This is a genomic window from Pseudobutyrivibrio sp. LB2011 (assembly GCF_000701765.1).
Taxonomy (GTDB): domain Bacteria; phylum Bacillota; class Clostridia; order Lachnospirales; family Lachnospiraceae; genus Pseudobutyrivibrio; species Pseudobutyrivibrio ruminis.
Genome location: NZ_JNJS01000003.1, coordinates 39,611 through 56,558, shown reverse-complemented (window position 1 = coordinate 56,558; position 16,948 = coordinate 39,611). Strand labels below are relative to the sequence as shown.

The window sequence follows — 16,948 nt, the reverse complement described above, 5'->3', positions numbered from 1 at the left end:
TACATATGGGCGACTTTACACATTAAGGTAATCCGAAAATCTGCTCCAATGATACTTGCAGGTGGTAGCAGGCGGGTGTGCCGGGGGCCGGGGTAGGGTGGCCCTTATACGTTAGAGGCCGGGAGGGCATGGCGGCCTTGATAGGTTAGAGGGCTGGAGGGCGTGACGGTGTTTTGACAAGTGTCTTGTCAGTAGACTATACATGTGGTATACTTGCTGTCAACTGAGATTGGCATGTAAAAGGAGAATTGTTATGTCTACTCTGGCAGAAGAGATTAAGGAGTTAAAGAAGGAAAAGAACGCTGTTATTTTGGCCCATTATTATGTTAATGATGATGTGCAGGCTATAGCGGATTATGTGGGGGATAGCTACTATTTGGCAAAGGTAGCTGTGGATTTGAAGGAGAGTACCATTGTTTTTGCAGGTGTTAAGTTTATGGGGGAATCGGCTAAGATTCTGAATCCTGAGAAGACGGTGCTGATGCCTGATGAGAAAGCGGATTGCCCTATGGCGCATATGGCAGAGGTGGAAAAGATTAATCAGGTAAGGGCTGAGTATGATGATGTGGCAGTTGTTTGCTATATCAATTCTACAGCGGAATTGAAGATGCATTCAGATGTGTGTGTTACTTCTTCAAATGCGATGAAAATCGTAAAGTCATTGCCTAATAAGAATATTTATTTTATTCCTGATGAGAATCTGGGAAGGTATATTGCTAGTAAGGTTCCGGAGAAGAATTTCATCTTTAACGATGGTTATTGCCATGTGCATAAGGCTGTTACTGTGGATGCGGTAAAGAGGGCGAAGGAGGCTCATCCGGATGCGGAGGTTCTGATTCATCCTGAGTGTACATTAGATGTATTGGAGTATGCGGACTATATTGGAAGCACTTCAGGAATAATTGATTATGCTACTGCATCTGATAAAAAAGAATTCATCATATCTACGGAGCTTGGGGTGCTTTATCAGCTCAAGAAGAATAATCCGGAGAAGACATTTTATTCAGCAGGCTCTGTTCAGATTTGTCCAAACATGAAGAAGGTTACTTTGAAGAAGGTAAGAGATTGTTTGAGAGATGGAACAGGGGTAGTTGAAGTAAGTGATGAGAAGAGGGAAAAATCACTTATTCCACTTAAGCGAATGCTGGAGTTGGCAAAGTAATTTGTGGAAAAGAGTATGAATCATGGAAAAGAAATATGATGTAGTAATCGTAGGTACAGGTGTTGCAGGTTTGTTTTGTGCACTGAGCCTACCACAGGATAAAAAAATATTATGTATCTCAAAGGATGCCTTGGATGGATGCGATAGCTTTTTGGCTCAGGGTGGCATATGTATGCTTAGAGACGAAGCAGATTATGAGGCATATTTTGAAGATACGATGAGAGCTGGTCATTATGAAAATCGTCGTGAGTCGGTAGAAATCATGATAAAGAGCTCTCAGAGTATAATCAATGATTTGGTTAACTATGGGGTAGAATTTGATAAAAAGGATGGTGAGTTCCTCTTTACTAAAGAGGGGGCTCACTCCAACAATCGTATTTTGTTTCACGCAGATATAACAGGTCGTGAGATTACCAGCAAGCTTTTGGCGAGAGTGCAGGAGCGAGATAATATCACTTTGATGGCACACACAACTATGGTTGATTGGGTTTGTCATGAAAATGTATGCTATGGAATTGTTGTTGCAGATATGGATGGTAAAACAACTGCAATTGAAGCGGATGTGACGGTACTAGCCTGCGGAGGCTTAGGCGGTGTTTATCCTCATTCAACAAACTTCAGGCATATCTCTGGCGATGCTCTGGCACTTGCTATGTATCACAATGTTAAGCTGGAGAACTGTGATTATGTACAGATTCATCCTACAACTCTGTTTACAAAGCAGGGTGGACGAAGCTTCTTGATTTCTGAGTCTGTTCGTGGAGAGGGAGCAGTCCTCAGAGATAAGAACGGTGAAAGATTTACAGATGAATTACAGCCAAGAGATGTGGTTAGTCATGCAATCTTTGACAAGATGAAGGAGCAGGGAACTGAGCATGTATGGCTCGATTTTTCACCAATTCCAAAGGATGAAATTTTAAATCATTTTCCAAATATCTACAACAAGTGCAAGGAGGCTGGATATGATCCACTTACTGATTGGGTTCCAGTGGTGCCTGCACAGCACTATTTCATGGGCGGCATTTATGTAGATAAAGACAGCAAAACCACAATGGAGCAGCTGTACGCAGTTGGCGAAACCAGCTGTAATGGAGTACATGGAAGAAATCGTCTTGCTAGCAATTCATTGCTTGAAAGCCTTGTATTTGCAAAGCGTGCCGCACTGGATATTGCAGCAAGAAATGACTATAAATCAGCAGAGGATTTTGATAACCTTGTAAACATGGATGGTTATGAGGATCTTCCAAGCATTATGGAAAACTACCATGCAATGGTGGTTGGTGAAATCAAAAAAGAAGCAGACATGAGAGCCGAAAAGGAGGCCATATAAATGAACAATATTACAATGAAGCTCAATGCAGACGAGCTTATCAAAATGGCATTGCGCGAAGATATTTCAAGCGAGGATGTTACTACAAACTCTGTTATGCCTGGCCCACAGGCAGGTGAAGTGGAGCTTATCTGCAAGCAGGATGGTGTAATTTGTGGAATGGACGTATACGAGCGTGTATTCAAGATACTTGATGAAGATACAATTGTGGAAAAGTATGTAAAAGATGGAGATAAGGTCACAAAGGGACAGCTTATGGCAAAGGTAAAGGGAGACATTCGTGTTCTTCTTTCGGGAGAGCGCGTGGCTCTTAACTATCTTCAGCGTATGAGTGGAATTGCAACATACACGAATCAAGTTGTTAAGCTTTTAGAGGGCAGCAAGACTGTTCTTCTTGATACAAGAAAGACTACACCTAACATGCGTATTTTTGAGAAATATGCAGTAAAGTGTGGCGGTGGACAAAACCACAGATACAATCTTTCTGATGGTATTCTTTTAAAGGACAATCACATCGGAGCAGCAGGGTCTATTACAAAGGCTGTTCAGATGGCTAAGGAATATGCACCATTCGTTAGAAAGATTGAAATCGAAACAGAAACTCTTGAGCAGGTTAAGGAAGCAGTGGAAGCAGGTGCAGATATTATCATGCTTGATAATATGGATGTGTCCACAATGAAAGAGGCAGTTGCAATAATTAATGGTCGCGCTAAAACAGAATGCTCAGGAAACGTGACAAAAGAGAACATAAAAAATATAATAGATAGCGGAGTTGATTATGTTTCAAGTGGAGCATTAACTCATTCAGCTCCAATTCTTGATATTTCGATGAAAAACTTACATGCAGTTTAATCTGCATAAAGGGAGGAACTATGGACGGACAGGCAAGAAGAAAAAGACTTATAGAGATAATTCGAAAATCGGATAAGCCTGTATCGGGCACAGCACTGGCAAATGAACTTGATGTTAGTCGTCAGGTTGTGGTCACAGATATTGCATTAATTAGAGCTAATGGCATAGAAATTACTTCAACAAACAGAGGATATGTATTAGCATCTGAGAATAAATGCAAAAGAATTATAAAGAGTCATCACAATGATGATCAGATATTAGATGAGCTTTTTGCAATAGTTGATAATGGTGGATGTGCAGAAAATATCATTATTAACCACCGTTTTTACAATCGTCTTGAAGCACCGCTTAATGTCAGCTCAAGAAGGCAAGCAAAGGAATTTATGGAGGCGATAGTTTCCGGAAAATCAAAATCCCTAAGCTCTGCTACAAGTGGATATCATTATCATATCATTAGTGCAGATAATGAGGAGACACTTGATATTATTGAGCAGGAGCTTAAGGATTTGGGCTTCTGGTTACCTCTTGATGATTGGATTTTGCAGTAATACTAATCTAAATGGAATTTGACTTGATTTCGGCCATTTTCCTTGGCTTCATATACTGCGTCATCCGCTCTTTTTACAAATGATGCAAGGGTGTCATTTGGTTTTGCCAAAGTGACACCTAAGCTAATTGTTATATGTTTTACAGTCACAAAGCATATTTCATCGATTTTCTTTCGTATAGATTCGGCAAATTCTACTGCAGTCTTTTCATCTACATCTGGGATAATATAAACAAATTCTTCACCACCCCATCTGCCAAATATATGGCCTTCCTTTAGGCTTTCCTTAATAATATTTACAACTGATAGGAGCACTGCATCACCAACATCGTGTCCGTAAGTATCGTTAACATGCTTAAAGTGGTCGATGTCAATGAAGAAAAGACCATAAGATGAGCCTTGATTGGTGAGCTCGAGAGCTTCATCTATTTTTCTTTCCAATTCCCAACGATTATAAATTTTTGTTAACTGATCAGTATAAGCTACTTTACCTAACTCTCGATTTAGAACATCCAATTCCTTTGAAGTGCTTTCTAGGAAAGTTAAGATACGTTCTAAAAATGGAATTTCTTGATCAACATTTGTATCCTGAGAGTCAGATTCTTCCACAATATACTCTCTACATGGAATTATACAGTCTGTAGAATTGTCAGATTCTTTTAAGCCTACTGCTACTAAAGCACTATTTAAGTCTCCACCAAATCCATCATCAGTATAGAATAGCTCGGCATAGCCGGTAGTTACTGATAATTCAGGATAATAGTGGGAGTACTGTTTGATTTCTTCTAAATATTTATCCTTCAAAAACTTAACTCGATTGCCACATTCAAAGATGAAAAGCGCTTCTGGTTCAAAATTGTGTACATCATTTACGGATTGAGCAGTGAGAGCAAAGAGATTATCAGGATTTGCATAAGATAATCTAAAATGGTCTCCTTTTTGCACATCTGACGTGAAGGAAATGCTGCCATCTTGCAAATATCCAGAAGGAACTCTTGCAATTTTGAAATTATTTCGCTCGATTATCAGAGGAAATTCGCAAACATTCTGAACAAAGTGGTTATTGGGTGAAACTTTCAAATATTTAGAAAATATATCAACCGCAGGTTTTTTATCCACTTCAACGACAGTGCTATTACCGGAAGTTTTGGTGATAGCCATTTCCAAACCGATAGGTTGCCAACCGAGATTGTTGTCCATATATATTTTTAATGAAGTACTTACAAAGGCAACAACAATAAATCCGGTAGAGTATACACCTTTGCCATATATATGAGCAGGATTTAACACTCGAATGTTTCTTCCAGCCTTCGCTCCGAAGGTAGGTATATGGTGATGGTTAAACTCATGGACAAAGTTGTTTATTGAAATACTGTTTGCGTAATAAAGTATTTGAAGACATTTTACATTCTCTAAATCTTCTAATGCTTTGCTCATAACGCGGCCAGCCACGAAAGCTGTTGTGTTTTCCATATCGAATTCAAATTGAACAAGCTGTGTTTCTTTAAAATATGTAACAGATAGCTGTAGCGGAAAGCTGCTTATATCGTATTCTTCCGTAGCAATATTTGCAGCAGTCATACCAGTAAGACATGCCTTAGGACATTGGTTTGTAATTTTATTAATCATAGCCTGTTCATCCACGTCAGTCTTTGAGTTATATAATTGCATCAAAATACCAGAAGCAGAATTGTATGCTTCCGAATTTGAGATTGTATTTAATATATCATCGAGCTCATCTATGCTTTGAAAATAATAGGTTTTTTGAAACATATGACCTCCAAATTAATAGTTTAAAATTATATTTTGTAATCATATTAACATTATGTTGTGATTATTTTAAGACTAACCTATTAATTTGATAGTCAAATAGAATGGTTTTAATGAAAACAAGGATAAGATATAATAAAAGGCAAGAAATATATGACTTATAGAAGGGAAGAATAATGTCAGCAATTACAAATGATTGGCTTGAGCCTCTTACTCCAGAGTTTAAAAAGCCATACTATAAAGACTTATATGAAACAGTGAAGAAGGAATATCACGAGCATCCTGTGTATCCACCGGCAGATGATATTTTTAACGCTTTTGATTTTACGCCATTATCAGAAGTAAAGGTAGTTATTATTGGTCAGGATCCATATCACGAGCCTGGTCAAGCCCATGGCCTTTGCTTTTCGGTAAAGCCTGGAGTAAAAACTCCACCTTCACTTGTGAATATATATAAAGAGTTGAACGATGATTTGGGATGTTATATTCCAAACAATGGATATTTGGAAAAATGGGCACGTCAGGGTGTTCTTATGCTTAACAATGTACTTACAGTTCGTGCACATCAGGCTGCAAGCCATGCAGGTATCGGTTGGGAAAAATTCACCGATGCGGTTATCGACATTTTAAATCAGCAGGACCGTCCAATAGTATTTTTACTATGGGGCTCACCAGCTGCAAAAAAGTGTGCAAAGCTTAATAATCCGAACCATTTAATACTTAAAGCGCCACACCCATCACCTCTTTCTGCATACAGAGGATTCTTTGGATGCAAGCACTTTTCACAAACTAATGAATTTTTGAAATCTAAGGGATTAAGCACCATTGATTGGCAAATTGAGAATATATAGTTGATAGATGTGATGTTTTCACAGTTTTTTCACGAATTATTCTTGGCCCCGGTATTGTACAATTTTATTTATTCCTTTATATTTATCTTAGGGTATTTTCGGTGAAAATACACACTTTGTAAGGGATAATGGGGACGTTGTTTTGAACAAACTAAGGGCATTTCAGAAAAAGTATTTTAGTCCAGACCTACCTATAGATTTGGTGTTATTCAATATCATTACTATTGTTGGATTGATTGGTGGAATTATCACTATTCCATTCAACATTATTAACGGTATGTCAGGAATTTTGACTGCAGTTATTTTCGTTTCTGTGATAATAGATGTAGTCTGCATATATATGGCCAACTATATGAATAGGCTGAAAAACAGCACTATCGCAGTATGTTTTGTGGTGGGAATAGCTCTGTTTCCAGTTATGTTCTTTGTTACCGGAGGAATCAACAGCGGTATGGTTTGCTGGTTCTCCATGGGACTTATTTTTATATTCATGCTTTTAGACGGCATGGATTTCTTATTTATGTTATTAACTGATGTGGCAATCATTATTGGTTGCTACGTCATTTCTTATTATCATCCAGAATATGTAGTGAGCTTACAGACAAAGCGAAGCGTATTTTTTGACGTGGTACAATCCATGATGATTAGTGCCTTCGCAATCGGCTCAATTATTAAATTCCAGAGATCTATTTATGAAAAATTATATAGACAAGCTGCTATCAATAACGATGATTTGCTAGAAAAGACACTGCAGGCTAAAAAGGCTGAGAAGCAGGCCCAGACAGCGACAGAAGCAAAAAGTAATTTCCTTGCAAATATGTCTCATGAAATCAGAACTCCAATCAATACCATCATGGGTATGGACGAGATGATTTTGAGAGAAACCTCAGAAAAGGTCGTTGAAGAATATGCTTTGGATATCAAGACGGCTTCACAAAACCTGCTTTCATTAATAAATGATATTTTGGATATCACCAAAATCGAGTCAGGTAAGATGGGCATCGTTAAAGGTGAATATGATTTCATGAGCCTTATGCATGATGTTTTAAATAATATCGTGCTAAGGGCAAAGGAAAAGAATCTGGAATTAAAGCTTAACATTGCAAGCAATATCCCTTGCAATATGTTAGGTGATGATATTCGAATCAAGCAGGTGCTTACAAACATCATCACAAATGCAGTAAAGTATACCCAGGAAGGCTACATTGAAATAACCACCACCTGTAAAAAGAGCTTTGGCGAATATGTTGAGCTTACCTTTTCTGTAAAAGATACAGGTATAGGAATAAAGCCAGAGGATATCAAAAGGATGTTTGAATCCTTTGAGCGATTGGAAGTAAATCGAAACAGAAATATCGAAGGTGCTGGCCTTGGAATGACCATTACTCAAAATCTTCTTAAGATGATGGGCAGCACATTAAATGTAGATAGTACCTACGGCGAGGGCTCTACTTTCTCATTTACCATTAGCCAAGAGGTAGTAAATCCTGAGCCAATCGGTGATTTTGAGCAGAAGTTAAAGCAGCTTACTTCAAATTATGAGTACAGCACAAGTTTTGAAGCACCAAATGCTACTTTCCTAGTTGTAGATGATAATGCTATGAACCGTAAGGTGTTCGTTGCATTGCTTAGAGATTCCAAGGTAAAAGTTGTTGAAGCTGAAAATGGATATGATTGCTTGCAACTTATCAAGAATCAGCATTTTGATATGATTTTCTTGGATCATATGATGCCGGGTATGGATGGTGTCGAAACCTTCAAAGCTATGGCAAGGCTTGAAGGTAATAAGTGCTTGGGCACACCTGTAATAGCACTTACTGCAAATGCTATTGCAGGAGCAAAAGAAAGATATTTAACACTTGGTTTCCATGGCTTCCTTTCAAAGCCGGTGGTGCCTGCACAGCTTGAAAAAACAATCCGTGATTTTCTTCCAGAGTCGTTGATGGAGTATCATGAGCCTGATGCAAAAGATGAAGCAAGAAGGAATCGTGTTAAGAAAATTGAGCTTCCTGATATTGAAGGAATTGATTGGGATTATGCATTGTTGCATTTCCCTGATACAAACATGGTATTTCAGACGGCGGTGGATTTTTATGATTCGATAATGTTTGAAAGGGATGAGATACTTCGGTATTATAAAGATATAGACAGTGGAAACACTCTTGAAGATTATCGTATAAAAGTTCACGCAGTTAAAAGCATGGCCAATACAATTGGCGCTACAGCCTTAGGCGGACTTGCAAAGACTTGTGAGTTTGCAGCTAAGGACAATAATATCGATAGAATTAAAGCTATTACACCAATTCTTATTGAAGAGTTGGAAATAATGCATGAAAGGCTGAAGGTGCTTTCATCGGATGTTGAAAAGCCTAAGCTGGAGGATATTGATGAACTGTTTGCTTTGCTTGAAATGTTGAAGATGTCAATTATGACACATGACTCAGAGCAGGCCGACAATATTATGAAACAGATTATGTCATATTCTTATGACGATGATAAACAAGTTAAACTAGAGCAATTAAATCTTCGTATTATGAATCTAGAAGACGATGAGGCACTTGCAGATATTGAAGAGCTACAAAGCTAGTTAAGGAGAATACAAAATGCGTAAAATACTTATAGTGGGAGATTTCAGTAACGAATCTCCATCAGATGTAAATTCATTCCTTGCACAACATTTCCATACACAGTTATGTACTAGTAGTGCAAAAATAGTTAAGAGCATGTTGAAGTTGTACGCTCCTGATTTAGTTTTGATGGACATTGACGACTTTGAAACACATCAGGAAGATATTTTTGAAGCGATTCGAGAGTACAATGAACAGCTTCCTGTCATAACATTTGGGCGCGAGCTTAAGAAACAAATGTTTATTTCATACTATTATTCAGGACAGTGCAAGCATATTCAGCAGCCAGGCCGTGAAGAGATTATAAAGGAAATCTGCAAGGCTTTTAGCATGAATGCAGATGCTATTTTGAATGCTGTAGTAGAAACTGAGAAGCGTCACATCATTGTTGTAGATGACAACCCAGTACTTCTTAGAAATATGAGAAATATGCTTCAGGATAAGTATCGAGTTACTCTTGCAACATCTGCGGCTCAGTGTATGAAAGCTATGGGACAGGATAGACCGGACTTAATCATTCTTGACTATGAAATGCCAGTTGTAGATGGTAAGCAGACTCTTGAAATGATTAGAGCAGAGGATGATTACAAAAATGTTCCAGTAATTTTCCTTACAGGAATTGCAGATAAGGAGCATGTAGATGCTGTACTTGATCTGAAGCCAGCAGGCTATTTTGTAAAGCCTCCAATGCAAACAAAGATTATAAATGCGATAGAAAATATTTTCTTAAAACAAGCAGAATCATAAAGCAAGCGCCCTTTGGGGCGCTTTTTTATGCACAAAATGTTCACTTGATGACGTTGAATTTTCAACATTTGTACACAAATATAGATTAAAATGTAGACAATTATCAGACAATACGGAGGGGATAATATGAGTTTTAAGAAAATCGGAACCAAGATGCTGGTAATGATTTTACCAATACTTGTTATTGCTCAGATAGTATTGACTATTATGTCGGCAACATCAAGTGATGCTCTTGTAGATACAAAAACACAAGAGTCAATGAGTGCAGAGTTACGTGCAAATATTTCTGAGGTAAGTGGATATTTGCAGGATGTTGAAACTCTAGCAGATTCCATCGCTATCAGTGTTGCTTCATCATATACATTCACAGCATGGGATGCATATGAGAAGATGCTTCAGGATATGATAGCAACAAACGATATCGTACTAGGATCCGGACTATGGTTCGAGCCATATGCCTACGACCCAGAGCAACAATACTATGGTCCATATGTATATAAGGATGGTGACAAATCAGTTACTACATGGGAATATAGCAATTCCGCATATGATTATTTCGCTCAGGAATACTATACAAATGCAATGGCAAGCGATGGCCCTGTAATAACAGATCCATATTATGATCCAACATCTGGAACAGTAATGTCCTCATGTTCTACCCCAATTGTTGTAAATGGAACAAAGATTGGTTGCGTTACAGTAGATATTGAACTATCTGCAATCACTGAAATTATCAGTAATGTAACTGTAGGAAAAACAGGTGTAGGTATCCTTACAGCTGCAGATGGTCTTCTTATTGCAGGATATGACGACGAAAAAGTTCAAACAGGAGCATATTTAACAGAAGATGAAAATGCATCTGTTGTTTCCATGATGAGTACAGTCCTTGCTGAAGATGAAGGAACATCTGGATATACTTCAGGAAAGACTGATTACAAAGTATACTTTGATACTATTGATTTGACAGGATGGAAGCTTATGGTTTCCATTGATGCATATGAATTAAAACAGCCAATATACCTGTTAATCAATCGTTTAGTAATCGTATGCGTTGTGGCATTGGTAGTAGCAATAGTAATTATTGTTATCGGTATCGGCGGTGTAGCAAAGACAATCAGAAAGGTTCAAAACTTTGCTACAGAGCTTGCGGAAGGTGATTTTACAATTGAGAAGCTTTCTGTAAAAGGTAAGGATGAGCTTGCTGTAATGTCAACGTCATTGAATGATATGTACGGAAATAACAAGGGTGTTATTCAAAGCATTTCAGATTATTCAGTGGATATTAACGAGGCAAGTAATAATCTTAAATCTTCTGCAAATGAGCTGAAGATTGAGTTCGATAAGATTGTAGATATTATGACAGCAGTAAACGAGGATATGATGAATTCCTCAGCCGCAACACAGCAGCTTTCAGCATCTGTTGAGCAGGTTGCAATGTCTACAGACAGCTTAAATGATGAGACAAAGGGTAGCTTGGATCTTGCTATTGATATTCAGAAGAGAGCTACAGAAATCGGTAAGAACAGCCAGGAGGCCTTCGATAAATCTCAAACCTTGCAGTCTAGCTTCGAGACTAAGCTGGAGGACAGTATTGCACAGTCAAAGGTTGTTGAAAACATTGGTGAGATGGCAAGTGTAATTGCAGACATTGCAGATCAGATTACATTGCTTTCTCTTAATGCATCGATCGAGGCAGCACGTGCAGGCGAGCAAGGAAAAGGCTTCGCAGTTGTAGCAACAGAAATTGGAAAGCTTGCAGGCCAGACAACAGATTCTGTAGAAAAGATTCAGGAAACTATTTCTGGTATACAGGATGCCTTCGAAGGCCTTGCAACTAACGCTAAATCTCTTCTTGATTACGTTTCAAATACAGTAACACCAGATTATAAAAACTTTGTAGGTGTTGCTGAAAGATACGGTCAGGATGCAGAATCAATTAAAGAAACATCTGAAAAGTTGTCGAACATGACAGAGTCAATTCAGGAGATTATGAACGAAGTAAAATCTGCAATTCAAAATATTGCAGAGGCTACTCAGAATACAGCTGCAAACAGTGGCGAAGTAATGGATTCTGTTTCCGAGCTATCTGAGACAGTAACTGAGATTAACGGAATGTCAGATAAGCAGAATGGCATTGCACAGGATTTAACAAGAGTTGTAAGCCAGTTCAGATTAGATACAGAGACTGCGGAATAATCCGAATAATACAAAATTTTGATAAGGGGTGGGGCCATTTATGTAATCATAGGTGACCTCACTTTTTTATGCATATTTTAGAAAATAATAGTCTAGACAGATAATTTTAATTATGGAATAATCGAATTAATTACGACGAGGTCTAGATATTATGAGTAAGAAAGTTATATTTTTTGATATTGATGGCACACTCATCAATTTTGGCGGGGAATTTCCAGAATCCGCCAAAGAAGCTTTAAGATTGGCTAAGGCAAATGGCCACAAGATTATTTTATGTACTGGCAGAAGCATCTGCCAAATTGAAGAAAGACTATTAGAATTCGGATTCGACGGATTCGTATCTGCAGCTGGAGCAAATGTTACATACGGTGGAAAAGAAATTTTTGCAAACCATATGACGGAGGCACAGCTATCTAAACTTCTTGATTTTATGAAATCTCAAGAAATGATTTACATGCTTCAATGCACCGACAAGGTGGTTGGTACATCTGAGTGCTTTGAGGCGATGCATGAGAATTTCAAGGAACGTCTCAAGGACAGAGTTCCAGAGAATATTTCCAAAATTTTTGAGCATGAATATGTTGATGACAATTTAATAAATAACGCAGGAAAGTATGAAAATGCTGAGAAAATATGCTATTACAAAGCTGGATTGTCGCTTGGGCAGATAAAAGAGATGCTTGGGGAAGATTACTACATTACTGCCATGAGCTTTAAAAATGAAAACGAGTCCTCTGGTGAAATAGCAGTTGGTGGAATCACAAAGGCTGTGGGAATGGAAAAGCTTGTTGAATACTTAGGTATTACAAGAGAAGACACAGTTGCTTTTGGCGATGGGCCAAACGATTTTGAGATGATTGAATATGCTGGCATTGGGGTTGCCATGGGAAACGCTTCAGATGATTTAAAGGCGATAGCGGATTTCGTCACAACTAATATCACTGAAGACGGAATATATAATGGGATGAAGGAATTAAAATTAATCCCGGCCTTATGAAAAAGTGAATAGCGTGTGCCGTTACTTTTTGGTGAAAAAAGAAGATGTTACGGGGGCGGGAGATGTGCTAGAATTATAGGCAAGAATAAGGGAGAAATTGTTAGGGAGATTGTATGCGAATTATTCATTGTGCAGACCTGCACTTAGACTCCAAGATGGAAAGCAATCTTGATAAAGACCAGGCACTTCTTAGACGTTCAGAGTTGATTGAGACATTTGAACGTATGGTAGAGTACGCTCTTGATAATCAGGTGCGTGCTATTCTTATTGCCGGAGATTTATTCGATAAAATCCACATTAGAAAAGAAGTTAAAAGAAGAGTTGTTGAGCAGATAGTAAATAATCCACAGATTGAGTTTTATTATCTGAAGGGCAACCATGATAGATGCGATTTTATGGAAGAGGGTATAGATGAGATACCTTCTAATTTCCATATGTTTACAGATGATGGATGGACCAGCTATGAGCTTGATGATGTTGTGATTACTGGTATGGAAATTAATTCCACAAACGTTGCAACTATGGCTCAGCGTTTGGTGCTTGATTCTGCTAATACTAATATCGTTATGTTGCACGGGCAGCAGTCTGATTATGATGGCAGGGATGGCGCTGAAATCATCAATACCACTGCTTTGAAGGGCAAGTTTATTGATTATCTTGCTCTTGGCCATGTGCATAAATACATTTATGAGCAGTTGGATGACAGAGGAGTGTATTGTTATCCAGGATGTCTGGAGGGTCGTGGCTTCGATGAGACCGGAGATAAGGGCTTTGTTTTGATGGAGATAAACGATGGTCAAATCACATCAGAGTTTATTCCTTTTGCTCTTAGAAGACTTCATGAGATTCAGGTAGAGGTTACAGCTGATATGTCATTGCAGGATACTGTGGCAAAGGCAAAAGAGCTGTTGGTCGATGTGGATGATCAGGACCTTATTAAGTTTGTTATTACTGGTGAGCGTGAACTGGATGATGAACTCGATATTGTGCGCTTCGTTCGCCTCTTTGAGAATAAATACTTCTTCGTAAAATGCTACGACAGAACAAAGACGTTAGTTGATTACGACAGCTTCAAATATGACAAGAGCTTGAAGGGTGAATTCGTTCGACTTGTTCAGGCACAGGATATGGATGAAGAGGAGAAAGCCAAGATTATCGAACTAGGAATTAGAGCCATTATGGGGGAGGATATTGAATGAAATTAGTATCATGCTATATTGCCCACTTTGGCAAGATTACAGAATTTAAATATGATTTTGATGAAGGTTTCAATCCAATACTTCAGGAAAATGGATGGGGAAAGACCACATTTTCAGTGTTCATCAAGGCCATGTTTTATGGATTGGAATATTCTCCAAATACCAAGAAAAAGCTTCTGGAAAGAAACCATTATCTTCCATGGGATGGTAGCCTTTGTGGAGGAAATATCGTCTTTACTGCAAAGGACCGTAGATACCGAATTGAACGTACCTTTGGCAAGACAGATAAAGACGACACATTTTCTCTTTATGATGATGTGACAGGGCTTTTATCAAACGACTACACTGAGGATATTGGTGAAGAACTGTTTCGAGTAGATAGAGATTCATTCGAGAAGAGTGTGTATATTCCACAGCTTTCTTTAGGAACAGGGATGACAGATTCTCTCAATGCAAAAATGGGAAATCTCACTGCTGCCAGAGACGACATCAGCAACTTTGATGTAGCTCTAAAGAGCGTAAAGGATGCAAGAGTTGAATACACTAGAAATAGTAAAATCAACCCGGGCAAGCTTTACGGTGTAAAAAACGAAATAAACAAATGTAAGGAAGAATACGAAAAACTTCCAGCTATAGAGGAAAGCGTTGAGGCTATGAGCTGCTTGGTAGAAGAAAAGCAGGGCAACCTTAATCAGCTCAATGCAGAGAAAGTAAAGCTAGCTGAGACAATCCAGCTTCAAAGTAAAAAAGAGCAGGAGCTTGGCGCATACAAGATTCATAAAGAAAACCTTGATAGCGAGCTTGGAAAGCTATCTGAGCTGGAAGAATTCTTTAAATCAGGGCTTCCTAGCGATGATGAAATTATCATGCTTGAGCAGACCGAGCGAGATTTGGCTGTTCACGAGCGTGCCCTTAGAGGATTGTCAGAGGATAGAAGCCGAGAGACTCCAGTTTTTGATAAGCCATTTACAGAGCGAATTCCAGATGATACTGAATTTGCTATGTGGAACAAAATGGCATCGAATCTTTCTGAGCTTCGTGCTAAGGCAGAGCACTCAAAACTATCAGAGGAATCCAACAAGCAGCTTACAGAGCTTAAGTTCTTCTTCGATAAAATGGAGCCTACCGACGAACAGCTTTCTCATATAGAACGCCAGACTACTTTGATTACTGGTCTTGAGGCAAGGGTGAGTCAAAGCAACGAGAGACTTATCACCATTAGAGCAGAGCAGGAAGCAAATGAAAAGCTCAACAAGAAAAATACAGTTAGTGTTTGGCATATTATCGGTACAATCTTCTTAGCTATCTTTATTATGACAGGTGTTGTGTTTAGCAACTATCTGACAGATGTAGTTGGAAGAATTGTAGAAATAGTCAGCTTTGTGGCCATCATTGTGGATGTGGTTATTCTTTCAATCAGCGGAAGACGTACCCACAAGAATAAAATGAAACAGGCTGCAGAATACGAGGAGCGTGTATCGGAAGAAGAGGATGCTCTTGAACTCAGCACATTAGAGCTTAGAGAATTACAGGAAGAGTGCTCAGAATTTCTGTCTCACTTCCTTCTTACCAGAGCTGATACCATGCAGGAAAATGTATACGAAATTCGTAGAAAGCTGGATCAGTACCGACATCTTCTTGAAGAAGAAAAATCAAGACATCAGGAAGCAGAAGGTACACTTGATGAGCTTGCAGATTTGCAGCTGGAGCTATACACAAAGATTCAGCCTTTTGCCACATGGTATGGAATCAATCTCTACGAAATGGGTGGAGAGTACGAATTCCTTGCTCAGCTCAAAAAGGATGCTGAAAAGTATGCAAAATATCTTGAGGAGCAAGAAGAGATAGACAGTCATGAAAGCTCTATCAAAACCATGACTGAGGATATCAACAATATTCTTTCAAGATATCCGATTGATAAATCACTTGAGCGCCTTGAACAGATTCAAAGCATCAGCATTAAAAAACGTGCATACACTGCAATAAAAGAGCGTGTAGACAACCTCAAAGAAGAAATAGCCAAATTTGAGGAAATGTACGATGTGAATGAGCAGGTTCAGTCAGTGGATGATCTTCAGCAAAAGCAGAATATTTTGGATGAGCAGATTATGGAGCTCAATAGACAGATTATGCAGGAGAAAGATAATCTTGCGCAGGCACTTGAGGATGTTGAAAGATTAAGCGATATTTCTGAGCAAATAGAACGTCTTGAGGTAAAGGAAAAGGAGTTCAAAAAGAACGCAGAGTTACTTACAAAGACAGAGGATTTCCTTCAAAGAGCCAGGGAGAGCTTCCAGTCAAAGTATATGCAACCCCTTCAAAATGGACTTCATAAATATCTTAGCTTGATTAATGGTCCAGAGGCTACAAAGTCAGGCTATGCCATTGAAGACTTCGAGCTTGATATGGATTTAAATATAAAGCTGGCATACTCGGGAAGCACCAAAAGCGCGGAATACCTATCTCAAGGATACCAGGATTTGGTAGCGCTTTGTTCCAGACTTGCTCTTGTTGACGTGCTTTATCCGGATGAGAAGCCAATTCTTATTTTGGATGATCCATTTACAAATCTTGATGACAAAAAAATAAAGGAGTCGTTAAAACTCCTTCATAAAATTGCCGACGAACGACAAACAGTATATTTCACATGCCACGACAGTAGAATATAAA

At 38.6% G+C, this 16,948-nt stretch carries 12 protein-coding genes; 11 read left to right on the top strand and 1 reads right to left on the bottom strand.

Annotated features, from left to right (window positions below):
- Nucleotides 1-253 precede the first annotated feature (253 nt).
- Genes nadA through T375_RS06055 form a run of 4 tightly spaced genes read left to right on the top strand, consistent with a single transcriptional unit; the run spans nucleotide 254 to nucleotide 3,892 of the window.
- The gene (nadA, locus tag T375_RS06070) at nucleotides 254-1,162 is read left to right on the top strand and encodes a quinolinate synthase NadA (protein WP_044936299.1); all 909 of its coding nucleotides are present in this window, start codon (nucleotides 254-256) and stop codon (nucleotides 1,160-1,162) included.
- Between the two features lie 22 nt (nucleotides 1,163-1,184).
- A complete protein-coding gene (locus T375_RS13780; protein ID WP_090482143.1) occupies nucleotides 1,185-2,492 on the top strand; it encodes an L-aspartate oxidase in 1,308 nt (435 codons plus the stop codon).
- The gene (nadC, locus tag T375_RS13775) at nucleotides 2,493-3,344 is read left to right on the top strand and encodes a carboxylating nicotinate-nucleotide diphosphorylase (RefSeq protein ID WP_044936297.1); all 852 of its coding nucleotides are present in this window, start codon (nucleotides 2,493-2,495) and stop codon (nucleotides 3,342-3,344) included.
- A 20-nt stretch (nucleotides 3,345-3,364) separates the two neighbouring features.
- Nucleotides 3,365-3,892, top strand: a complete 528-nt coding sequence (locus tag T375_RS06055) for a transcription repressor NadR (RefSeq protein ID WP_033152949.1) — start codon at nucleotides 3,365-3,367, stop codon at nucleotides 3,890-3,892.
- A gap of 2 nt (nucleotides 3,893-3,894) precedes the next feature.
- Here T375_RS06055 and T375_RS06050 read toward each other — a convergent pair whose 3' ends face one another.
- Nucleotides 3,895-5,664, bottom strand: a complete 1,770-nt coding sequence (locus T375_RS06050; protein ID WP_044936295.1) for a sensor domain-containing diguanylate cyclase — start codon at nucleotides 5,662-5,664, stop codon at nucleotides 3,895-3,897.
- A 173-nt stretch (nucleotides 5,665-5,837) separates the two neighbouring features.
- Here T375_RS06050 and ung point away from each other — a divergent pair, with 173 nt between their 5' ends.
- The 7 genes from ung (at nucleotide 5,838) to T375_RS06015 (ending at nucleotide 16,947) form a co-directional block, all read left to right on the top strand.
- On the top strand, nucleotides 5,838-6,512 hold the full coding sequence (gene ung, locus T375_RS06045) for a uracil-DNA glycosylase (RefSeq protein WP_044936293.1): 675 nt from the start codon (nucleotides 5,838-5,840) through the stop codon (nucleotides 6,510-6,512).
- Nucleotides 6,513-6,654: 142 nt separating this feature from the next.
- Nucleotides 6,655-9,099 (top strand): ATP-binding protein, encoded by a 2,445-nt coding sequence (locus tag T375_RS13165; RefSeq protein WP_049960318.1) that lies wholly within the window; start codon nucleotides 6,655-6,657, stop codon nucleotides 9,097-9,099.
- A 16-nt stretch (nucleotides 9,100-9,115) separates the two neighbouring features.
- Entirely contained in the window at nucleotides 9,116-9,886 is a 771-nt protein-coding gene (locus T375_RS06035) for a response regulator (RefSeq protein WP_044936292.1), read from the top strand.
- 126 nt (nucleotides 9,887-10,012) lie between these two features.
- Nucleotides 10,013-12,082: a methyl-accepting chemotaxis protein gene (locus tag T375_RS06030; RefSeq protein ID WP_044936291.1), complete on the top strand. Its 2,070-nt coding sequence runs from the start codon at nucleotides 10,013-10,015 to the stop codon at nucleotides 12,080-12,082.
- A gap of 151 nt (nucleotides 12,083-12,233) precedes the next feature.
- Nucleotides 12,234-13,079, top strand: coding sequence for an HAD family hydrolase (locus T375_RS06025; RefSeq protein ID WP_044936290.1), 846 nt, complete (start codon nucleotides 12,234-12,236; stop codon nucleotides 13,077-13,079).
- A gap of 113 nt (nucleotides 13,080-13,192) precedes the next feature.
- Nucleotides 13,193-14,278 (top strand): metallophosphoesterase family protein, encoded by a 1,086-nt coding sequence (locus T375_RS06020; RefSeq protein WP_044936289.1) that lies wholly within the window; start codon nucleotides 13,193-13,195, stop codon nucleotides 14,276-14,278.
- On the top strand, nucleotides 14,275-16,947 hold the full coding sequence (locus T375_RS06015) for an AAA family ATPase (protein ID WP_044936288.1): 2,673 nt from the start codon (nucleotides 14,275-14,277) through the stop codon (nucleotides 16,945-16,947). Before T375_RS06020 ends, T375_RS06015 begins: the two co-directional genes overlap by 4 nt.
- Nucleotide 16,948 lies beyond the last annotated feature (1 nt).